Origin of the sequence: Streptomyces sp. AK02-01A (assembly GCF_033795305.1) — a bacterium.
Taxonomy (GTDB): Bacteria; Actinomycetota; Actinomycetes; order Streptomycetales; family Streptomycetaceae; genus Streptomyces.
Genome location: NZ_JARBAE010000049.1, coordinates 20,674 through 40,936 on the forward strand (window position 1 = coordinate 20,674; position 20,263 = coordinate 40,936).

Sequence of the window (20,263 nt, forward strand, 5' to 3'; positions counted from 1 at the left end):
GACATACACGCGACCGAAGAGCCAGGGTACTGGACCGGCCGCCGTAGGCCCAATCCGGTGCCGCTCAGCGGCCCTGTTCGTACCGGCGGAGCTGATCGAGGTCGATCATGCTGGTGTCGAAGAGGCTGGTCTCTTCGAGGGCGCTCTGCTGCCCGGCGGCGGGCGGCTGGGCGCCCGGCTGCTGCTGCCAGCCGTAGTTCGGGTCGTATCCCTGGCTCTGGCCCTGGTCGTAGCCCTGCTGCTGGTAGCCGTACGGGTCCTGCTGATAGCCGTACGCGTCCTGCTGCTGGTAGCCGGTGTAGCCGGCCTCCGCGGCGGCGTAGGCGGGGTCCGGATAGCCGGTTCCGGTGTAGCCCGCCTCGGTGTAGCCGGTCTCCTGGTAGCCGGCGGCGCCGCCCTGGTAGGCGGGATCGGCGTAGGGCTGCTGGGCCGGCGGCTGTGGCGGCTGTGCCTGAGGCGGCTGCTGCGGCTGCGCCGGGACCGTGGCACGCGGCCGCTCCCGCGGTGTCTCCGCGAGGTCCGCCAGATAGTCCGCGTCGCTGGTGTGTCCCTGCGGGCCCGCCGCGTCCTGGGCGGCCATATGGGCTCCCAGTTCGTCCGAGGCGGTCCGTCCGTGCAGCTTCTGCCGGCCGCGGCCGACCGCCTCCAGGGTCTTGGAAAGGACGGCCTCGAAGGCACCGAGCTTGGCGTCGACATAGTCGTCGGCGCGCCGGATCAGCGTGTCGGGGTCGGCGCTGTACTCGGGAGCGTCGTCGTCCTCGGCGGAGCCGTACTCCTCCTCGCCGCTGCCCGGAGCACGGCCGAGGAGCTTCTCACGGCCGCGGTCGACGGAACCGATGGTCTTGGTGAGGACGACCTCGAAGTTGGCGAGCTTCGAGTCGACATAGTCGTCCGCCTCGGCGCGGATCTCCTCGGCTTCCCGGCGGGCCTCGGTGAGGATGCGGTCGGCCTCCTCCTGGGACTGCCGGGCGATCGCGGTGTCGGAGACGAGCGTGGAGCGCTGGGCATGGGCGCCCGCGATGATCCGCTCGGCCTCCTCGCGCGCCTGCTCGGCGAGCTGCTCACGCCCGCCGAGCAGCTCCTGGGCCTGGGCCAGCGAGCCCGGGAGCGCTTCCCGTACCTCTTCGAGCAGCGCGAGCAGCTCGGCGCGATTCACCACGCAGGACGCCGACATGGGCATGGAGCGGGCGTTTCCCACCGTGTCGACGATCTCGTCGAGCTTCTTCTGCACGTCCACCGTGTGCTCGCCACTCTCTCGGCTGGTTTGGAGACGGACGCAACGACTGTACGGCCCCTTGGAGCCCGTCCGACACCGGGTGACGGGCCCTCAGCCGGTCATCGCTCGCCGAGGCGCCGCAGGAGAGCCGTGTGCACGGCCGGAGGCAGCAGATGAGAGACGTCTCCGCCCCAGGTCGCGACCTCTTTCACCAGGGACGAGGAGAGGAAGCTGTAGGTGGGGTTGGTGGGCACGAACAGTGTCTCGACACCCGAGAGGCCATTGTTCATCTGTGCCATCTGGAGCTCGTAGTCGAAGTCGCTGACGGCACGGAGTCCCTTCACGATGGCCGGGATGTCGCGCTGCTTGCAGAAGTCGACGAGCAGGCCGTGGAAGGACTCGACTTCGACATTGCCGAATTCGGCGGTGACTTCGCGGATCAGCTCCATCCGCTCCTCGATCGTGAACAGTCCCTGTTTGGACTGATTGATCATCACCGCCACATGTACGACGTCGTACAGCTTGGAGGCGCGGGCGATGATGTCGAGATGTCCATTGGTGATGGGGTCGAAGGACCCCGGACAGACGGCGCGGCGCAACTGAATTCCCTCGCTCTCCGGTCCGGTCATGGTGCGTCTTCGCACGTAGAGGCGGCGCGACCGTACCAAAGCGTTCCCTCGCCGTAGCGACGGGACCGCACTGGCACAAAGCCGTCGGGCCAGCCGAACTCTCCGCCCCTGGTGCTGCGTTCCACGGTGGCGACAGCATCGCCGCTGAGCCAGCCCTGGGTGCGGAGTGTGAGCAGGATCTCCCGAAGATCGTCGTCCGTGACGGCGTACGGCGGGTCCAGGAAGACCAGGTCGTACGGGCTCTCCGGGGCCGGGCCCGCGACGATCTGTTCCGCCTTGCCGGTACGGACCTCCGCGCCGGGAAGTCCGAGCGTGCGGACGTTCTCGCGGACGGTACGGGCCGCGCGGCCGTCGGCCTCGACGAGCAGCGCGTGCGCCGCGCCACGGGACAGCGCTTCCAGGCCGACGGCGCCCGAGCCGGCGTACAGATCGGCGATCCGGACGCCGTCCAGGGTGCCGAGCAGCGACTGCCAGGTGGAGAAGAGGCCCTCGCGCGCACGGTCGGAGGTGGGGCGGGTGCCGGTGCCGGGCGGGACGGCGAGACGGCGTCCGCCGGCGGCACCGGCGATCACGCGGGTCATGGGTGTCGGATCCTCGGTTCGTCGGTGGAGCGGCGGATGCCGCACCCACGATATGGCGTATGCCCGCCGCGGGCCCGGCCGGCTCCGGTTCGGACCGTGTCACCGCCCTCCGGTCCGCGGACGTCCTCTCAGCCCTTGTCGAGTCAGCCCTTGTCGAGTCAGCCCTTGTCGAGGTACTGCTCGCGTTCCGTGTCCAGCAGCGCGTCCAGTGCCGTACGCAGCTCCGGCCAACGCTCCAGCTCCGGGTCCTCGCCGACGACCACGACGGCCTCCTCGCGGGCGGCCGCGATGATCTCCTCGTCCTCGATGACCGCCAGCATCCGCAGCGAGGAGCGGACGCCGGACTGGGCCTGGCCCAGGACATCGCCCTCACGGCGCTGTTCGAGGTCGATACGGGACAGCTCGAAGCCGTCGAGGGTGGCGGCGACCGCGCCGAGCCTGGCCCTGGCCGGGCTCGCCTCCGGCATGTCGGTGACCAGCAGACAGAGACCGGGCGCCGAGCCACGGCCGACCCGGCCGCGGAGCTGGTGGAGCTGGGAGACACCGAACCGGTCCGCGTCCATGATCACCATGGCGGTGGCATTGGGAACGTTCACTCCGACCTCGATGACCGTGGTCGCGACGAGCACATCCACCTCGCCGGCGGCGAAGCGGCGCATCACGGCGTCCTTGTCGTCCGGCTGCATACGCCCGTGCAGCACCTCGACGCGCAGCCCGGCCAGCGGGCCTCCGGCAAGCCGCGCCGCGACATCCAGCACGGCGAGCGGCGGGCGCTTCTCCGCTTCCTCGGCCTTCTCGGCCTTCTCGGCGGCCTTCACCGCCGCCTTCTTCTTCGGCTCGTCCTCGTCGTCACCGATGCGTGGACAGACGACATACGCCTGATGGCCCTTGTCGACCTCCTCACGCACCCGCTCCCAGGCACGGGCGAGGAAGTGCGGCTTGTCCTGGGCCGGGACGACATGGCTGGCGATCGGCGAGCGGCCGGCCGGCAACTGGTCCAGGACGGAGGTCTCCAGATCGCCGAAGACGGTCATCGCGACCGTACGGGGAATGGGCGTGGCGGTCATGACCAGCAGATGCGGCGGCTGCTTTCCCTTGGAGCGCAGGGCGTCGCGCTGCTCCACCCCGAAGCGGTGCTGCTCGTCCACGACGACCAGTCCGAGGTCGTGAAACTGCACCTTGTCCTCGATCAGGGCGTGTGTCCCGATCACGATCCCGGCCTCGCCGGTGACCAGATCGAGCAGCGCCCGCCGCCGCGCGGCGGCGCCCATGGAGCCGGTGAGCAGCACGACCTTGGTGGCGTGCTCGGCGCCGCCGAGCATCCCTCCCTGGGCCAGCTCTCCCATCATCTCCGTGACCGAGCGGTGGTGCTGCTGGGCGAGGACCTCGGTGGGCGCCAGCAGCGCGGTCTGGCCGCCCGCGTCGACGACCGTCAGCATCGCCCGCAGCGCGACAAGCGTCTTGCCGGAGCCGACCTCGCCCTGGAGCAGCCGGTGCATGGGATGTTCGGTGGCGAGGTCCGCGAAGATCTCGGCGGTGACCTTCCGCTGGCCGTCGGTCAGTATGAAGGGCAGCTTGGCGTCGAAGGCGTCGAGCAGTCCGTCCGCCACCGGACCGCGGGCCACGGCGGGAAGCTGTCCGTCCGCGTACCGGCGCCGGGCGAGGGCCACCTGGAGGACAAACGCCTCGTCCCACTTCAGCCGGCCGCGAGCGGCTTCGATGTCCGCTCTGGTCTCGGGCCGGTGGACCTTGAGCAGTGCCTCCGGCAGCGGTGTGAATCCACGGCCGTCGCGCAGCGCGGGCGGCAGCGGGTCGACGGCTTCGGCGGCCCTCGGCAGCACCGCGTCCACCGCCTTGGTGATCTTCCAGGACTCCAGCCCCTTGCAGGCCGGATAGATCGGGATCAGCTTGCCCGCGAAGTCGTCCACGGCGTCCTCGCCGCTGTCCGTGCCCAGCGGCACATAAGTGGGATGGGCGAGCTGGAGCTTGCGGTTGAAGACGGACACCTTGCCGGCGAACATCCCGCGGCTGCCCGGCGGCAGCTCCTTGTGCGGCTTGTGGATCCCTCTGCCGAAGAAGACGAGCTGGAGCCGGCCGCTGCCGTCGGTGAGAGTGATCTCCAGACGCTGGCCCCGGCCGTGGTTGAACGTCAGCACCCGGGAGTCGGCGACCTGGGCGACCACGGTCACGTCCTCGTCCAGCGGCAGCTCGGACAGCTTGGTGAGCTGGCCGCGCTCCTCGTACCGCCGCGGGTAGTGGTGCAGCAGATCGCCGACCGTGTGCAGGCCGAGGTGTTCGGCCATCACCTTGGCGGTGGCGGGGCCGAGCGTCTTCTTGAGAGGTTCATCCAGCGCGGACACGTGGTCCATTGCACACCACGCCACCGACAGGCGTCGTGCACCCCTGGATTCGCGCAGGTCAGGGCCGTGCCGTGGGTCGGTGGGCCCGGTGCTACTCCACGCCGACCAGCAGCGGCGCGGACTGCCGGCCGCCCCGGTAGACCACGGTGTCCACGGCCAGATGCCCTTCACGGACATAGAGCTCAAGGCGTTCCGCGAGGCTCTCCGGCACATCCTCGCCGAGCACCAGCGTCACGAGTTCGCCGCCGGCCGCCAGCATCCGGGACAGTACGGCCTCCGCGGTGGCGGTGAGATCGGCGCCGATCACCGCCACGTCTCCGTCGATCAGCCCCAGTACGTCTCCGGCCTGGCAGATGCCCGCCATGGTCCAGGACTGCCGCTCGGCGACGGCCAGTTCGGCGTACCGGGTGGCTCCGGCCGCGGAGGTCATCGCCACCACGTCCTCGTCGAAGCGGCGGTCCGGCTGGTGCACGGCGAGCGCCGCGATGCCCTGGACGGCGGCCCTGGTCGGGATGAGCGCGACGCGTACTCCTTCGGCGCGTGCCTGTTCGGCGGCGGCGGCCGCGATGTGCCGCAGCGCCGCGTCGTTCGGCAGCAGCACCACCTCCCGGGCGTGTGCCCGCCGGATCGCCTCGACGAGTTCACCGCTGGCGGGCGGCTCTCCCGGACGCGCGAGGACGGTCGTCGCGCCGGCCTCCGCGCACAGTCCCGCGAGCCCCTCGCCGGGCACCACCGCGACGACGGCCCGCTGGACCTGCTCCCGGGGCTCTTCGGCGGCGCCGAAGTGGGTGATGCGGATGCGGTGCGGCCGTCCCGCCTCGACACCGGCCTCGACGGCGGCTCCCGCGTCATGGACATGGACGTGTACGTGCCACAGCCCGTCGCCGCCGACCACGACCAGGGACTCTCCCAGCCCGTCCAGCCGCTCCCGCAGCCGTGCCACGGCGCTGTCGTCCGTCTCCAGCAGATAGGTCACCTCAAAGGCGGGCCCGCCTTCCGCCGCCGTCACCGGTCCGGCCGCCGCGGACTCCTCGTACCGGAGCGGGAGCGCCGGCGGGACGGCCACCGGGGCCGCCGGCGGTGCCTCGCCCGTGAGGGACCGCACCAGCGCCCCGAGGACCGTGAGCAGCCCGCGCCCGCCGGCGTCCACGACGCCCGCGCGTCCGAGCACGGCGAGCTGGCCGGTGGTGGCCGCCAGCGCGGCGCGAGCGCCGGTGTACGCCGCACGCGCGGTGGCGGCGTCGTCGGCGCCCGTCCGGTGCGCGCTCACCGTTTCTGTCGCGTTCGTCACGTTCGTGGTGCCCGCCGCGCTCGTCGCGCCGTCCACGGCCTCCGCCGCGTCCGCCGCGGCGGCGGCCACGCTGAGGATCGTGCCCTCGACGGGGTGGGCGACGGCCTCATGGGCCAGCTCGGCGGCCCGTCGCAGCGCCCGGTCCAGCCGGTGTCCGTCACCGGCCGCCTCGTCCGTCAGCACCTCCGCCATCCCGCGCAGAAGCTGCGCCAGGATCGTCCCGGAGTTCCCTCGCGCACCGATCAGCGCGCCGTGCGCCATGGCCCGTACGGCCTCGGCGAAGGCGGGCAGCGAGGCGCCGGTGCCGTGTCCGGCGAAGACCGCCTCCACCGCGTGCACCGCCGACTCCACGGTCAGATAGAGATTGGTGCCTGTGTCACCGTCCGCGACCGGATAGACATTGATCGCGTCGATCTCCTCGCGCTCCCGGCCGAGGGCCTCCAGAGCCAGCGAGCACCAGCTCCGCACCGCTGCGGCGTCCAGGGTCTGCGACACCTGATGGTCCTCCTTGAGCTGCCTGGCCGGGGGCTGCCCGCAGGGTAGCCCCCGGCGGCGTCACTCGTGGTTCACCGGCCGCCGGGACAGCCGACGGGACGCGAGTGTCCGGTCTCCGATTTCTGGCGGTGCGGAGCGCCGTAGTACGCTCGCTCTCTTCCCACCGGGAATCCCTCGGGAAAACGGCGGGGAAGCGGCCTCGACTCGGCCGTCATGAGACCGGAAGGTCACATGAGAAGCCCCCTCGTTCATGAAGGAGCTGAGTCACGGTAGTTTCGTTGTACCGACGCGGCCGTTGTATGCTGCTTCGGTTGCCCGATGAAAGTCGGGCTATTTCCCCGGCAACGCCCACATCAGTCACTGATTCCGGCAAGCCGGATTCCTCTGTAAGTGCATCTGAAGTCTTTGGAGTGACCCGTGGCTGCCAACTGCGACGTCTGCGGCAAGGGGCCGGGCTTCGGCAACAACATTTCGCACTCGCACCGCCGTACGTCCCGTCGCTGGAACCCGAACATCCAGCGCGTGCGTGCCGTGGTCGGTCGGACGCCGAAGCGGCTCAACGTCTGCACCTCGTGCATCAAGGCCGGCAAGGTCTCGCGCTGACGCCTGCGTCGTAGCGCAGCCCCTGCGGTTGCCTTGAAAAGCCGGTCCACCTCGGTGGACCGGCTTTTTGCCGTGTCCGCGTGCGGCCCGGCCGGCCTCCGCGTCATCGTCCGGTCAGCGGAGGTGCCAGGCACCGTCCGGTCAGCGGAAGCGCCAGGCGTGGTCCACCGGGCCGATGCCGCCGCCCAGCGGAAAGCCGTCGCGGATCGCGCCCGTCACGAACTCCTTGGCGGCGACGACGGCCGCCACCACGTCCTGGCCGTTCCCGAGACCGGCGGCGACCGCCGACGCGAGCGTGCAGCCCGTCCCATGGGTGTGCCGGTTGTTGTGGCGCGGCGCGCGCAGCCAGTGTTCCTCGGCGCCGTCGGTGAGCAGATCCACGGCGTCGCCTCGCAGATGCCCGCCCTTGATCAGCGCCCAGCGCGGCCCGAATTCGAGCACGGCGCCCGCCGCGCGCCGCATCCCGGTCTCGTCCTCCACCTTCACTCCGGTGAGCTGGGTCACTTCGTCCAGATTGGGAGTGGCGACGGTCGCGGCCGGCAGCAGTTCGTTCCGTACGACGTCCAGCGCCGAGGCGGCCAGCAGCGGATCGCCGTGTTTGGAGACGCCGACCGGGTCGACGACCACCGGAGCGTCGGTTCCGGCGAGCAGTTCCGCGACGGCCGCCACCAGTTCGGCGGAGGAGAGCATGCCGGTCTTCACGGCCTGGACACCGATGTCGTCGACCACGCTGCGGTACTGGGCCCGTACCGCTTCGACCGGCAGCTCCCAGGCGCCCTGCACTCCGAGGGAGTTCTGGGCCGTGACGGCGGTGAGCACGCTCATGCCGTGCACACCGAAGGCCAGCATGGTCTTCAGATCGGCCTGGATGCCCGCACCGCCGCCGGAGTCCGATCCGGCGACGGTGAGGACGCGGGCGGGTACGCGCGCGGGAGTCGGCATGTACCCGAATCTACTGGGCGTCCTCGATGTCGCCGAAGTGGTCCCAGCCGCCCTTGCTGGTCCAGGGCGCTCCGTCGACCGTCACCTGTGGCAGCGCGGACGGGTTGAGGACCTCGCCGATCACCTTCCAGCGGGCCGGGAGCTTCACATCCGGCGGGAAGGCGGCGACGATCGCGTGGTCCTCTCCGCCGGTCAGGACCCACTGGATCGGATCGACACCGACCGCCTGTCCGATGTCGCTCATCTGCGACGGGATGTCGATCAGTCCGGACCGCAGATCGATCCGGACCTTGCTGGCCTCCGCGATATGACCGAGGTCGGCGACGAGTCCGTCGCTGATGTCGGTCATGGCGGTGGCGCCGAGCCCGGCCGCCGCGGGACCCGCGTGGTACGGCGGTTCCGGCCTGCGATGCGCCTCGACAAACGCGCGCGGCGAGCGGAAACCGCGCGAGAGCACCGCGTGCCCTGCCGCCGACCAGCCCAACCAGCCGGTGTACGCGATGACATCGCCGGGCTGGGCGCCGGACCTCAGCACCGGCTCGTGGTCGCGCAGATCGCCGAGCGCCGTGATGGCGATCGTGATGGTGTCGCCGCGCACGATGTCGCCGCCGACCACGGCCGCGCCCGCGACCTGGCACTCGTCGCGGATGCCGTCCATCAGCTCGGTGGGCCAGGTGACCGGGAGTTCGGCCGGCACGACCAGACCGAGCAGCACCGCGGTCGGTACGGCGCCCATCGCCGCGATGTCCGCGAGGTTCTGCGCGGCCGCCTTGCGGCCGACGTCGTACGCCGTCGACCAGTCGCGGCGGAAGTGCCGTCCCTCCAGCAGCAGGTCCGTACTGGCCACGACCCTGCGGTCGGGCGCGGCCACGACCGCGGCGTCGTCGCCCGGACCGAGCCGGACCGCCGGGGTGGTGGTGAGCCGGGAAGTGAGCTCTCTGATGAGCCCGAACTCCCCCAACTCGCCCACGGTTCCCTTCACCGAGTCTCCCCTCTCATCACCGGGCCGCGCCTGCGCCGCGAACCGTCACTGCTGTAGGTGCCGTCAAAAACATCAAGAACATCAAGAACGCCAACGACGCCAGGAACGCCAGTAACGCCAGTAACGCCAGTAACGCCAGTAACGCCAAGAACATCGAGAAACACGTCAACTTCTGTCTTCGTACGCCTCACCGTTTACGCCACAGACCACCCGGGTCTCCCCGTGGCCCATGGCTACGCGATACCGTGGCGTCCCTTCTCCCCACATGATCCTCGTGGCCGCCCTGGAGGTTCCGTGGTACAGGCGTACATCCTTATTCAGACCGAGGTGGGCAGGGCGACAACCGTCGCCGAGACCATCGCCAAGCTTCCGGGAGTGATCCAGGCCGAGGACGTCACCGGTCCCTACGATGTGATCGTCCGCGCTCAGGCGGACACCGTCGATGAGCTGGGCCGCATGGTGGTTGCCAAAGTCCAGCAAGTGGACGGCATCACCCGCACCCTGACCTGCCCGGTCGTGCATCTGTAGCCCCCGTCTACGCTGGGCCGGTGATGAGTTCACACCGTCCACTCTCCCGCCGCAGGCTATCCGGCCGTCCGCTCGTGTGCCTGACCGCCGTCGCCCTGCTGTCGGCGGCGGTGGGTTGCGACTCCACGGACGGCGCGGCACGGGTCGCGGTACCCAGCCCGCCACGGCAGGAGGCGGCGCTGTGCCGCGCTCTGCACAAGGAGCTGCCGAAGGCCGTGGCGGGCCTCGGCCGCGATGACGCCGAACCGAGTTCGGAGCTGACCGCCGCGTGGGGAGACGCCGCGGTCGTACTGCGCTGCGGCATCCCTCGGCCGGAGGAGCTCAATGATCCGCAGACGCGGGCGGTGGACGTGAACGGCGTCAACTGGATGCTGGAGGAGCGGGACTCCGGGCCGCGCTTTGTCACCACGTACCGCGAGACGTATGTCGAGGTCACGCTGAGCACGCGATTCACTCATGACATCGGGCCGCTCACGGATCTGGCGGGGCCGGTGGCCAGGACCGTCCCGTCCAGCCTGTAGGCCCCGGCGCGCGGGACCGACCGGACAGAGCCCGGCCCGGACCCGCCGGTGCGGCGGGTCCGGGCCGGTGCCCGTGTACGGCGCCTTGGCCGGACCGTCAGCGCAGACCGGTCGGACGGCGCAGCGCGGCCTGGATCAGCAGGTCGACCAGTTCCGCGTAGCCGACGCCGCTCTCCTGCCACATCCGCGGATACATGGAGATCGGTGTGAAGCCCGGCATCGTATTGATCTCGTTGATGACGAACTCGCCGTCCTCGGTGAGGAAGAAGTCCGCCCGGACCAGGCCCTCGCAGGAGGTGGCCTCGAACGCCTCGACCGCGAGCCGGCGTACCTCGGCGGTCTGCTCCTCGGTGAGCGGCGCGGGCACCAGCCCGGCGGCCGAGTCGATGTACTTGGCCTCGAAGTCGTAGAAGTCGTGCGCCGTGACGGGCGGGATCTCGGCGGGCACGCTGGCCCTCGGCCCGTCCTCGAACTCCAGCACACCGCACTCGATCTCGCGGCCCCGCAGAAGCGACTCGACCAGGATCTTGGGGTCGTGGCGCTGGGCCTCGGCGATCGCCTCGTCCAGACCGGAGAGATCGTCGACCTTGGTGATGCCCATGGAGGAACCGGCGCGAGCGGGCTTCACGAAGAGCGGCCAGCCGTGCTCGGCGGCGAAGTCCACGATCTTCTTACGGGCGGCGGCGCCCTTGTCGTCTCCGGTGCCCAGCTCCCATTCACGGGGCCGGATCACCAGATACGGACCCACCGGCAGGCCGAAGGAGGTGAACACCCGCTTCATGTACTCCTTGTCCTGGCCGACGGCGGAGGCGAGGACGCCCGCGCCGACATACGGGACACCGGAGAGCTCCAGCAGGCCCTGGAGCGTGCCGTCCTCGCCGTACGGGCCGTGCAGCACGGGGAAGACGACATCGACCTCGCCCAGCGCCTTGGGCACGGAGCCCGGCTCGCTGTAGACGACCTCGCGGTTGCCCGGGTCCACGGAGAGGACGACGCCGCCGTCCGCGGACTCGGCGATCTGCTCGACGCTCGGCAGGGTGCGGTCGGCGATGGCCATCCGCTCCGGATCGTCGGCGGTGAGCGCCCAGCGGCCGTCGGTGGTGATACCGATGGGCAGAACGTCGTATTTCGTACGGTCGATGGACCGCAGTACGGCGCCGGCCGTGACCACCGAAATGGCATGCTCGGAGCTCCGGCCGCCGAAGACGACGGCCACGCGTGGCTTGCGGAGCTGCTGCTCAGGGCTGTGGGAGGGGTTCTCGCTGCTCATATCGCGATGAGAGTACCTGGTGGTAGCGCCCGAGTCAGCGTCGCTCGGCCTTGGCGCTTCGCGACATCAGTTCCTTGAGCGCGACGAGCGGCGGCTTCCCGGCGTGCACGATGTCCACGACCGTTTCCGTGATCGGCATGTCGACGTCGTGGCGCCGCGCCAGATCCAGCACGGACTCGCAGGACTTGACGCCCTCGGCGGTCTGCTTGGTGACCGCGATGGTCTCCTGGAGGGTCATCCCGCGGCCGAGGTTGGTGCCGAAGGTGTGGTTGCGGGAGAGCGGCGAGGAACAGGTGGCGATCAGGTCGCCCATACCGGCGAGTCCTGAGAAGGTGTGCGGATCGGCGCCCATGGCCACGCCGAGCCGGGTCGTCTCGACGAGGCCGCGGGTCATCAGGGAGGCTTTGGTGTTGTCGCCGAGGCCCATGCCGTCGGCGATTCCGACGGCCAGCCCGATCACGTTCTTGACCGCTCCGCCGAGTTCGCAGCCGACGACATCGGTGTTGGTGTACGGCCGGTAGTACGGGGTGTGGCAGGCGGACTGGAGGCGCTGGGCGACCGCTTCGTCCCGGCAGGCGACCACGGCGGCGGCCGGCATCCGGCCGGCGATCTCCGCCGCGAGGTTGGGACCCGTGATCACGGCGACCCGCTCGGCCGGTGCCTTGGCGACCTCCTCGATCACCTCGCTCATGCGCTTGGCGGTGCCGAGTTCGACGCCTTTCATCAGCGAGACGAGCACGGTGTTCCGGGGCAGCACGGGCGCCCATGCGGCGAGATTGCCGCGCAGCGTCTGCGACGGGACGGTGAGCACGGTGAACTCGGCGCCACGCGCCGCCGCCGCCGGATCGGTCGTGGCCCTTACGCCCGCGGGGAGTTCGACGCCCGGCAGATAGTCGGGGTTGGTGTGGGTGGTGTTGATGATCTCGGCGATCTCCGGACGGCGCGCGCAGAGCGTCACCTCACATCCCGCGTCGGCGAGGACCATGGCGAACGCCGTACCCCACGAACCCGTTCCGAAGACGGCGACGCGCGTCACTTGGACCCCTCTTCCGCGGCCCTGCGCCGCTGTTTCGCCCTGGCTTTGCGATGGTCGTACGGGGCCGCCGGCACCGGCTCGCCGCGTACCTCCGAGAGCAGCTCCGTGATGGCGGCCATGATGACCTCGGTCGCCTCGCGCAGCAGTTCAGGAGTGGGCTCCTCGCCCTCGAACCGGGAGAGGTCGACCGGCGGTCCGGCCAGTACCTTCAGCGTCTTGCGCGGAAAGAACCGAAAGCGGTTCTCCGTGGCGTACGGCGGCATCGCCAGATTGGCGCCCCACTGCGCGACCGGGATCACCGGCGCCTTGGTGAGCAGTGCGACGCGGGCCGCGCCGGTCTTGCCGGCCATCGGCCACATGTCGGGGTCCCGGGTGAGGGTGCCTTCGGGATAGAAGGCGACGCATTCGCCGCGTTCGACGGCGTCGACGGCGGCCCGGAAGGCGTTCAGCGCGTCGGTGGTCTCACGGTAGACGGGAATCTGTCCGGTGCCGCGGAGCATCATGCCGACAAAGGAACTCTTGAAAAGACCGGCCTTGGCGAGGAATCGCGGGACGCGTCCGGTGTTGTACTGAAAGTGGGCGTAGGAGAGAGGATCCAGATAGGAGTTGTGGTTGACCACCGTGATGAATCCACCGTCGGCCGGAACATGCTCCAGACCCTGCCAGTCCCGCTTGAACAGAATGACCAGCGGCGGTTTTGCGATGACGGCCGCCAGGCGGTACCAGAAGCCGATTCTGCGGCGGGACACTCGGACACCTTTCTCTTCGCGCCCGGCTCACTGCCCGGCTGCCGGGGGTCAAGTGTCGCCCCGGGCCCCTGCTCTGTCGAGAACACCGTACGCCCCGGTCCCGCGAGCGGACCTGCGGGCAGCGAGGGCGCCGGGCCACAATAGAGGGCCGCTACACATGGACGGAGAGTTCGCCACGAACACCGACCCGACCGACCGCTGGTCCCTGGTCGTCCCGCTCAAACCGCTGCCACTGGCCAAGACCAGGCTCACCGGGTCCGCGGGCGACGCTCTGCGTCCGCGTCTCGCACTCGCCTTCGCGCAGGACACCGTCGCCGCCGCGCTGGCCTGCCGCGCCGTCCGGGATGTGGCGGTCGTCACGGACGACCCGACGGCGGCGGCGGAACTGGCCGCGCTGGGCGCGCGGATCGTGCCGGACACGCCGGCGGCCGGTCTCAACGCGGCGCTCGCACATGGCGCGCGGGCGGTCAGAGCGGTGCGGCCGGGAGCTCCGGTGGCCGCTCTCAACGCGGATCTCCCGGCGCTGCGACCCGGCGAACTGGCCCGTGTACTGGACGCCGCGACGGAATTTCCTCGCGCATTTCTCGCGGACGCCGCAGAAATCGGTACGACATTGCTGGCGGCCTCCTCGAATTCGGAATTGAGTCCGGCTTTCGGCGGTCCGTCCAGGATCCGGCATTTGTCCTCGGGCGCGGTGGAAATAGTCCTGGCGGAGGTGGATTCCGTACGCCGGGACGTCGACACGGGCGACGATCTGCTGGTGGCCGCGGCGCTGGGTCTCGGCCCGCACACGGCGCGGCGGTACGCGGCGTTCGGACAGCTCCCGGCCGCGCGGCCCGGCCACTGAGCGAGGCGATCGGGCAGGGCCGATACGCTGCCGCCATGCAGGCGACCGCGTACACATACGAATCCGGAACCCGCAGCGGGAGTGTGCTGCTGGACGACGGCACACCGGTGGAGTTCGACGCCGCGGCTTTCGACGCCGGCGGGCTGCGGCTGCTCAGGCCGGGCCAGCGGGTGCGGATCGAGACCGAGGGCGAGGGCGCCGCGCGGCGGATCACGCTGGTGACGCTGTACACGTTCTGAGCGCGCCGGTTTCCCTGGACCAACGCCGCGGGCCGGGCTCCCCGAGGGGAGCCCGGCCCGGCGCGTATGGCCCTGTGCCGCTTACCTGGTGGCGGTCTTCTTCGCGGTGGTCGTGCGCGCGGTGGCCTTCCTCGCCGCCGGGGCCTTCTTGGCCGTCGCCTTCTTCGCCGGCGCTGTCTTCTTGGCCGTGGCGGTGGCCTTCTTGGCCGCCGGGGCCTGCTTGGCCGCGGTCTTCTTCGCCGCGGCGCTGGTCTTCTTCGCCGTGGTCTTGGCGGTCGTGGTCTTCCTGGCGGCCGTCTTCTTCGCCGATGTCGCCTTCTTGGCGGTGGCCTTCTTGGCCGCGGCCTTGGCGGTCGTACGGGTGGAAGATCCGCCGGAGAGGCTGCCCTTGGGGGCCTTCTTGACGGCCACGTCGTTCTTGGGGAGCTTCTTCGAGCCGCTGACCAGGTCCTTGAAGCCCTGACCCGCGCGGAACCGTGGCACCGAGGTCTTCTTGACCCGTACCCGCTCGCCCGTCTGCGGGTTACGCGCGTAACGGGCCGGGCGGTCGACCTTCTCGAAGGAACCGAAGCCGGTGACCGAGACCCGGTCGCCCGCGACCACCGCGCGGACGATCGCGTCGAGTACCGCGTCGACCGCGTCCGCGGCCTGCTGGCGGCCGCCGACCTTGTCCGCAATCGCTTCTACGAGCTGCGCCTTGTTCACGTCTTCCCCTTCGGAGACATTGCCAGAACGAAAGTGTTCAAGCTTTTTCGCACGTTAGGCAGATATATACCGCAAATCAAACACGAAACGGGCTAATCACCCTAGTGCCGCAACGAAGTCGACCTGGCGGAGTTCCGCGGAGGTCAGTCACCTTCTGGAAAACGACCCTCGTCGAGGTCCTTCATCAGACGGTCCAGACGCCTTGCCGCGTCCGGGAGATCGTGCTTCGCCGCGGCCGTGATGACCAGCAGCTTCCGGGAGAGCGCCATCCGTACGCCCTCCGGGACTTGCAGTTCACGCACCTTCGCGTGCGCCAGTTTCAGTTGTCCGGCGACCAACCCGTACAGCTTGAGTTGGCTGTCGCGTTCCATGCACCGATTGTGCCATCTGGGGCGAGTTGTCGCCGGACGGGGGCTCAACAAGCAACTGCACCCCCTGCCGGGAGGCAGGGGGTGCAGTGGGGTAAAAGCGCTGCTCAGACGGTAATTGTGCGTGGTTTGAAGGACGGCCTGGCGGCCTCGTACTCGGCGATCTGCGCCTCGTTCTGGAGGGTGAGGCTGATGTCGTCAAGACCGTTCAGGAGCCGCCAGCGGGCGTTCTCGTCAAGTTCGAAATCAGCCATCAACCGCGCGCCGTCGGAAGCGGACGCCCGGACCTGGCGCTGCTCCAGATCGACGGTGATCTCCGCCCGCGGGTCGCTCTCCACGAGCTCCCAGAGAGCGTCGACGGTCCGCTGCTCCAGAACCACGGTCAGCAGACCGTTCTTGAGCGAGTTGCCGCGGAAGATGTCGGCGAACCTCGATGAGATGACGGCCTTGAAGCCGTAGTTCTGCAGGGCCCAGACGGCGTGTTCCCGGGAGGATCCGGTGCCGAAGTCGGGTCCGGCGACCAGGACCGTGGCCCCGGCGTACTCCGGGCGGTTGAGGACGAACTCGGAGTCCTTGCGCCAGGCCTCGAAGAGTCCGTCCTCGAAACCGTCCCGCGTGACCTTCTTGAGCCAGTGGGCCGGGATGATCTGGTCGGTGTCGACGTTGCCGCGGCGCAGCGGGACGGCCCGGCCGGTGTGAGTGGTGAAGGCTTCCATGGTTATCGCGCTCCAGCGGGCGTACGGGCGCCGGCATCGGCGTCGGACAGATCGGCGGGCGAGGCCAGATGGCCGAGGACGGCGGTGGCGGCGGCGACCTGGGGCGAGACCAGATGCGTGCGGCCGCCCTTGCCCTGCCTGCCCTCGAAGTTGCGGTTGGAGGTGGACGCCGCGCGCTCGCCGGGCGCGAGTTGGTCGGGATTCATGCCCAGACACATCGAGCAGCCCGCGTGCCGCCATTCGGCGCCGAAGGCGGTGAAGACCTTGTCCAGGCCCTCCTCGACGGCCTGCAGCGCGACCCGTACGGAGCCCGGGACCACCAGCATCCTTACGCCGTCGGCGATTTTGCGGCCGTCCAGGACCGAGGCCGCCGAGCGCAGGTCCTCGATACGGCCGTTGGTGCAGGAGCCTACGAAGACCGTGTCGACACTGATGTCACGCAGCGCCTGTCCCGCGGTCAACCCCATGTATTCCAGGGCCTTTTCGGCGGCGTGCCGCTCCGAAGCGTCCTCGTACGAAGCCGGGTCGGGGACGTGTGAGGAGAGCGGCGCGCCCTGGCCCGGGTTGGTGCCCCAGGTGACGAACGGGGCCAGTTCGGCGGCGTCGATGAAGACCTCGGCGTCGAAGACCGCGTCGTCGTCGGTGCGCAGCGTGCGCCAGTACGCGACCGCCGCGTCCCAGTCCGCGCCCTCGGGCGCGTGGTCGCGGCCCTTCAGATAGGCGAAGGTGGTCTCGTCCGGAGCGATCATGCCCGCTCTGGCGCCGGCCTCGATCGACATGTTGCAGATGGTCATCCGGGCCTCCATCGAGAGCTTCTCGATGGCCGAGCCCCGGTATTCGAGGATGTAGCCCTGGCCGCCGCCGGTGCCGATCCTGGCGATGACGGCGAGGATCAGGTCCTTGGCGGTGACGCCGCCGGGCAGTTCGCCCTCGATCGTGATGGCCATGGTCTTGGGACGGGCCAGCGGCAGGGTCTGGGTGGCCAGGACATGCTCGACCTGGCTGGTGCCGATGCCGAACGCCAGCGCGCCGAAGGCGCCGTGCGTGGAGGTGTGGCTGTCACCGCAGACGACGGTGGTGCCGGGCTGGGTCAGACCGAGCTGCGGGCCCACGACATGGACGACGCCCTGCTCGACATCGCCCAGCGGGTGCAGCCGTACGCCGAAGTCCGCGCAGTTCTTGCGCAGGGTCTCCAACTGGACGCGCGAGACCGGGTCCGCGATGGGCTTGTCGATGTCGAGGGTCGGTGTGTTGTGATCCTCGGTCGCGATGGTGAGGTCGAGCCGCCGGACCCGCCGGTCGCTCATACGGAGGCCGTCGAAGGCCTGGGGGCTGGTCACCTCGTGCAGCAGGTGCAGATCGATGAAGAGGAGGTCGGGCTCGCCCTCTGCGCGCCGGACGACATGATCGTCCCAGACCTTCTCCGCGAGTGTCCTACCCATCGCTTTCCCTCCGGCCGGCCTTGTGCGGCGGCGCTTCTAGAGATGTGTGGGCCCGCGTCCGCTCCCCCACGTACGCGGCGCCGGCTGGGGGCCCGTGGTCCGCGAGCCCGTCCTTACAGGTTTGCAAGTTCCCCGGGAAAATGAACTTGCGTTTCACAGAGTGAGACGCGAGTATCGTTTCATGGACAACTCTAGCGGCGTCGGCGTTCTCGACAAGGCTGCTCTGGTACTGAGCGCCCTGGAGTCCGGTCCGGCCACCCTCGCCGGGCTGGTCGCGGCGACCGGGCTCGCACGACCCACGGCCCACCGGCTGGCCGTGGCACTGGAACACCACCGGATAGTGGCCAGGGACATGCAGGGCCGCTTCATTCTCGGCCCGCGGCTGGCGGAGCTGGCCGCCGCGGCCGGCGAGGACCGGCTGCTGGCGACGGCGGGGCCCGTCCTCACACATCTGCGGGACGTGACCGGCGAGAGCGCGCAGCTCTACCGCCGCCAGGGCGACATGCGGATATGCGTGGCGGCGGCGGAGCGGCTGTCGGGCCTGCGGGACACGGTCCCGGTGGGTTCCACACTGACCATGAAGGCGGGCTCCTCGGCCCAGATCCTGATGGCCTGGGAGGAGCCGGAGCGGCTGCACCGCGGTCTGCAGGGCGCCAGGTTCACGGCCACGGCGCTGTCGGGAGTACGCCGCCGGGGCTGGGCCCAGTCGATCGGCGAGCGCGAGCCGGGCGTGGCCTCGGTCTCCGCGCCGGTGCGCGGCCCTTCCAATCGCGTGGTGGCCGCGGTCTCGGTATCAGGACCGATCGAGCGGCTCACCCGGCATCCGGGCCGGATGCACGCCCAGGCCGTGATCGACGCGGCCGGGCGGCTGAGCGAGGCGCTGCGCCGCACCGGCTGAGCCGCCTCGCCTCGGCCGGTACGTCCGTCAGCGCCGGCCCGGCCCGCTCAGGCCACGTCCGGCCGTCGCGTCCCGGCCGCGAGACGGTCGGCCGCACTTTCGCCGCGGCTCCCCACGGGGACGACTCCGGTGGCCCCGCCGAGTCCGAACTCCGGCATGTTGACGTAGACGCTCTCGTACGAGCCCGCCGGGACGACATAGGTCTCGTGCCAGAAACCCACCTCGCCCCGGCCGGCCCGCAGCCGGCGGTTGAAGGCCGCCCAGGCCGGCCGGTGCTCCTGGTCCGGCGCGGAGGCGTACGCCAGCAGCTTCTCCTTCGAGTCCCAGTACTGGACGAGATACACCAGCCGCGGTCCGCCCAGCAGCGTCGTGGCGCCGATCAGCCCGCTGTCCCTGTCCCGCGACAGCTCCTTGAGCATCCGCGGCATCGCCCGCGCCACCGGCCACCAGCTCCGCAGGGCGCGGAACTTGTTGATACGCATCCCGATCAGGAAGACGGTCACCTCTCCGTCGCCCCGTGCGGTCATCCGTCCCTCGATCGTCTTCGTGGTCATGCCCGTCCCCGTTCGCCGGTCACCGCTCAGCCACTGGATAGTGGAACTATCCATGATTAGATAGTTCCACTATCCAGTGAAAGGTGCAACCGGGATGCGCATGGCGGAGCTGAGCGACCGCAGCGGGATCACCACCGCCACGATCAAGTACTACCTGCGCGAGGGACTGCTCCGGCCCGGCCGCCGGATCAGCGCGACCCAGGCCGAGTACGACGAGGACCACCTGCGCCGGCTGCGCCTGGTGCGGGCGCTGATCCAGGTGGGACGGATGCCGGTGGCCACGGCCCGGGAGGTCCTGGTCGCGGTGGAGGACGAGTCGCTCGACCATCACATGCGGCTCGGCGCCGCGGTCTGGGCGCTGCCGCAGGGCTCCACCGACGCCGCCGACGGCCAGGACGAGGCGGCGCGGACCGCGCGCCGGCGGGCGGACGCGCTGCTGGAGGAGCTCGGCTGGACCATGGCGCGCCAGGACGGCGACCGCTCGCCCGCCTACCGGACGCTGGTCGCCGCGATCGCCGGGCTCTCCAGGACGGGATACCCGTGCGACCAAGGCGATCTGCTGGCGTACGGGCGGCTGGCCGGCGAACTCGCCGTCACCGACCTGGACATGATCGAGCGGTACGGGACAGCGTACGAACAGATCGAGGCCGCGGTCGCGCTGACCGTGCTGTACGAGCCGGTGCTGCTGAGCCTGCGCCGGCTGGCCGAGGCCGAGGAGTCCAACAGGCGCTTCGGCGACGGCGGTTGCGACGTATGACGGAAAGCGGGAAGGCCCTCCGCGATGCGGAGGGCCTTCTCGATGTGTACCCCCGACCGGATTCGAACCGGCGCTACTGCCGTGAGAGGGCAGCGTGCTAGGCCGCTACACAACGGGGGCATTGCAGAAACAACTGCGCTGGGCTACCAGGACTCGAACCTAGAACAACGGAACCAGAAACCGTCGTGTTGCCAATTACACCATAGCCCATGGTGATTTAAATCCAGTACCCCCGACCGGATTCGAACCGGCGCTACTGCCGTGAGAGGGCAGCGTGCTAGGCCGCTACACAACGGGGGCCCTAGCGATCCTGCATCGACGCGTCCGGGTGCGACCCGAAAGCATCGGAGAGAAGGATCTGTACCCCCGACCGGATTCGAACCGGCGCTACTGCCGTGAGAGGGCAGCGTGCTAGGCCGCTACACAACGGGGGCGTTGCAGAAACATCTGCGCTGGGCTACCAGGACTCGAACCTAGACTAACGGAACCAGAAACCGTCGTGCTGCCAATTACACCATAGCCCACCAAAACTGA

Annotated in this window: 22 protein-coding genes and 5 tRNA genes; 7 read left to right on the forward strand and 20 right to left on the reverse strand. The window is 69.9% G+C overall.

Going from position 1 to position 20,263, the window contains the following annotated elements; genetic code table 11:
• Positions 1-64 precede the first annotated feature (64 nt).
• The 5 genes from PV679_RS30830 to PV679_RS30850 all read right to left on the reverse strand — a co-directional run bounded on the left by PV679_RS30830 (position 65) and on the right by PV679_RS30850 (position 6,572).
• Positions 65-1,237 (reverse strand): ATP synthase F0 subunit B, encoded by a 1,173-nt coding sequence (locus PV679_RS30830; protein ID WP_319683933.1) that lies wholly within the window; start codon positions 1,235-1,237, stop codon positions 65-67.
• Between the two features lie 98 nt (positions 1,238-1,335).
• The gene (gene coaD, locus PV679_RS30835; protein WP_319683978.1) at positions 1,336-1,815 is read right to left on the reverse strand and encodes a pantetheine-phosphate adenylyltransferase; all 480 of its coding nucleotides are present in this window, start codon (positions 1,813-1,815) and stop codon (positions 1,336-1,338) included.
• Between the two features lie 26 nt (positions 1,816-1,841).
• On the reverse strand, positions 1,842-2,426 hold the full coding sequence (rsmD, locus tag PV679_RS30840) for a 16S rRNA (guanine(966)-N(2))-methyltransferase RsmD (RefSeq protein WP_319683934.1): 585 nt from the start codon (positions 2,424-2,426) through the stop codon (positions 1,842-1,844).
• A gap of 158 nt (positions 2,427-2,584) precedes the next feature.
• The gene (gene recG / locus PV679_RS30845; protein WP_319683935.1) at positions 2,585-4,795 is read right to left on the reverse strand and encodes an ATP-dependent DNA helicase RecG; all 2,211 of its coding nucleotides are present in this window, start codon (positions 4,793-4,795) and stop codon (positions 2,585-2,587) included.
• 82 nt (positions 4,796-4,877) lie between these two features.
• On the reverse strand, positions 4,878-6,572 hold the full coding sequence (locus tag PV679_RS30850; protein WP_319683936.1) for a DAK2 domain-containing protein: 1,695 nt from the start codon (positions 6,570-6,572) through the stop codon (positions 4,878-4,880).
• A gap of 417 nt (positions 6,573-6,989) precedes the next feature.
• On the opposite strand from PV679_RS30850, the gene rpmB reads away from it, so the two are divergent.
• Positions 6,990-7,175 carry a 50S ribosomal protein L28 gene (rpmB, locus tag PV679_RS30855; RefSeq protein WP_003957616.1) on the forward strand — a complete coding sequence of 62 codons (186 nt, stop codon included), beginning with the start codon at positions 6,990-6,992 and terminating at the stop codon, positions 7,173-7,175.
• Positions 7,176-7,316: 141 nt separating this feature from the next.
• Here the strand turns inward: rpmB and thiD are convergent, their stop codons facing one another.
• Together thiD and PV679_RS30865 are read right to left on the reverse strand one after the other, a co-directional pair.
• Positions 7,317-8,117, reverse strand: a complete 801-nt coding sequence (thiD, locus tag PV679_RS30860; RefSeq protein WP_319683949.1) for a bifunctional hydroxymethylpyrimidine kinase/phosphomethylpyrimidine kinase — start codon at positions 8,115-8,117, stop codon at positions 7,317-7,319.
• A gap of 10 nt (positions 8,118-8,127) precedes the next feature.
• Positions 8,128-9,099, reverse strand: a complete 972-nt coding sequence (locus PV679_RS30865) for a thiamine-phosphate kinase (protein ID WP_319683950.1) — start codon at positions 9,097-9,099, stop codon at positions 8,128-8,130.
• Positions 9,100-9,393: 294 nt separating this feature from the next.
• Here PV679_RS30865 and PV679_RS30870 point away from each other — a divergent pair, with 294 nt between their 5' ends.
• Positions 9,394-9,627 carry an Lrp/AsnC family transcriptional regulator gene (locus tag PV679_RS30870; protein ID WP_319683951.1) on the forward strand — a complete coding sequence of 78 codons (234 nt, stop codon included), beginning with the start codon at positions 9,394-9,396 and terminating at the stop codon, positions 9,625-9,627.
• Positions 9,628-9,650: 23 nt separating this feature from the next.
• Positions 9,651-10,148, forward strand: a complete 498-nt coding sequence (locus PV679_RS30875) for a DUF3515 domain-containing protein (RefSeq protein ID WP_319683952.1) — start codon at positions 9,651-9,653, stop codon at positions 10,146-10,148.
• 97 nt (positions 10,149-10,245) lie between these two features.
• On the opposite strand, the gene PV679_RS30880 is transcribed toward PV679_RS30875, so the two are convergent.
• Genes PV679_RS30880 through PV679_RS30890 form a run of 3 tightly spaced genes read right to left on the reverse strand, consistent with a single transcriptional unit; the run spans position 10,246 to position 13,203 of the window.
• Positions 10,246-11,418, reverse strand: a complete 1,173-nt coding sequence (locus PV679_RS30880; protein WP_319683954.1) for a D-alanine--D-alanine ligase family protein — start codon at positions 11,416-11,418, stop codon at positions 10,246-10,248.
• Positions 11,419-11,452: 34 nt separating this feature from the next.
• Positions 11,453-12,454, reverse strand: a complete 1,002-nt coding sequence (locus PV679_RS30885) for an NAD(P)H-dependent glycerol-3-phosphate dehydrogenase (RefSeq protein WP_319683955.1) — start codon at positions 12,452-12,454, stop codon at positions 11,453-11,455.
• Complete coding sequence (locus tag PV679_RS30890) at positions 12,451-13,203, reverse strand: lysophospholipid acyltransferase family protein (protein ID WP_319683956.1); 753 nt, start codon at positions 13,201-13,203, stop codon at positions 12,451-12,453. Before PV679_RS30890 ends, PV679_RS30885 begins: the two co-directional genes overlap by 4 nt.
• Before the next feature lie 157 nt (positions 13,204-13,360).
• Between PV679_RS30890 and cofC the strand changes: the two genes are divergently transcribed.
• Both cofC and PV679_RS30900 read left to right on the forward strand, forming a co-directional pair.
• Positions 13,361-14,050 (forward strand): 2-phospho-L-lactate guanylyltransferase, encoded by a 690-nt coding sequence (gene cofC / locus PV679_RS30895; protein WP_319683957.1) that lies wholly within the window; start codon positions 13,361-13,363, stop codon positions 14,048-14,050.
• Between the two features lie 35 nt (positions 14,051-14,085).
• On the forward strand, positions 14,086-14,289 hold the full coding sequence (locus PV679_RS30900; protein ID WP_319683958.1) for a hypothetical protein: 204 nt from the start codon (positions 14,086-14,088) through the stop codon (positions 14,287-14,289).
• Between the two features lie 81 nt (positions 14,290-14,370).
• Here PV679_RS30900 and PV679_RS30905 read toward each other — a convergent pair whose 3' ends face one another.
• From PV679_RS30905 to leuC, 4 genes are all read right to left on the reverse strand, one after another.
• Positions 14,371-14,994, reverse strand: coding sequence for an HU family DNA-binding protein (locus PV679_RS30905; protein WP_319683959.1), 624 nt, complete (start codon positions 14,992-14,994; stop codon positions 14,371-14,373).
• 143 nt (positions 14,995-15,137) lie between these two features.
• Complete coding sequence (locus PV679_RS30910) at positions 15,138-15,365, reverse strand: hypothetical protein (RefSeq protein WP_319683961.1); 228 nt, start codon at positions 15,363-15,365, stop codon at positions 15,138-15,140.
• A gap of 104 nt (positions 15,366-15,469) precedes the next feature.
• On the reverse strand, positions 15,470-16,078 hold the full coding sequence (leuD, locus tag PV679_RS30915) for a 3-isopropylmalate dehydratase small subunit (protein ID WP_319683962.1): 609 nt from the start codon (positions 16,076-16,078) through the stop codon (positions 15,470-15,472).
• A gap of 2 nt (positions 16,079-16,080) precedes the next feature.
• On the reverse strand, positions 16,081-17,520 hold the full coding sequence (leuC, locus tag PV679_RS30920; protein WP_319683964.1) for a 3-isopropylmalate dehydratase large subunit: 1,440 nt from the start codon (positions 17,518-17,520) through the stop codon (positions 16,081-16,083).
• A gap of 181 nt (positions 17,521-17,701) precedes the next feature.
• On the opposite strand from leuC, the gene ndgR reads away from it, so the two are divergent.
• Positions 17,702-18,418, forward strand: a complete 717-nt coding sequence (gene ndgR, locus PV679_RS30925; protein WP_319683966.1) for an IclR family transcriptional regulator NdgR — start codon at positions 17,702-17,704, stop codon at positions 18,416-18,418.
• Positions 18,419-18,465: 47 nt separating this feature from the next.
• Here ndgR and PV679_RS30930 read toward each other — a convergent pair whose 3' ends face one another.
• Complete coding sequence (locus tag PV679_RS30930; protein ID WP_319683979.1) at positions 18,466-18,972, reverse strand: DUF4188 domain-containing protein; 507 nt, start codon at positions 18,970-18,972, stop codon at positions 18,466-18,468.
• A 94-nt stretch (positions 18,973-19,066) separates the two neighbouring features.
• Between PV679_RS30930 and PV679_RS30935 the strand changes: the two genes are divergently transcribed.
• Positions 19,067-19,729: a MerR family transcriptional regulator gene (locus tag PV679_RS30935; RefSeq protein WP_319683968.1), complete on the forward strand. Its 663-nt coding sequence runs from the start codon at positions 19,067-19,069 to the stop codon at positions 19,727-19,729.
• 47 nt (positions 19,730-19,776) lie between these two features.
• Here the strand turns inward: PV679_RS30935 and PV679_RS30940 are convergent.
• The 5 genes from PV679_RS30940 to PV679_RS30960 all read right to left on the reverse strand — a co-directional run bounded on the left by PV679_RS30940 (position 19,777) and on the right by PV679_RS30960 (position 20,253).
• Positions 19,777-19,849, reverse strand: a tRNA-Glu gene (locus tag PV679_RS30940).
• Between the two features lie 18 nt (positions 19,850-19,867).
• A tRNA-Gln gene (locus tag PV679_RS30945) sits at positions 19,868-19,939 on the reverse strand.
• 17 nt (positions 19,940-19,956) lie between these two features.
• Positions 19,957-20,029 (reverse strand) — tRNA-Glu (locus PV679_RS30950).
• A 61-nt stretch (positions 20,030-20,090) separates the two neighbouring features.
• Positions 20,091-20,163: transfer RNA gene (locus PV679_RS30955), tRNA-Glu, on the reverse strand.
• An 18-nt stretch (positions 20,164-20,181) separates the two neighbouring features.
• A tRNA-Gln gene (locus PV679_RS30960) sits at positions 20,182-20,253 on the reverse strand.
• Positions 20,254-20,263 lie beyond the last annotated feature (10 nt).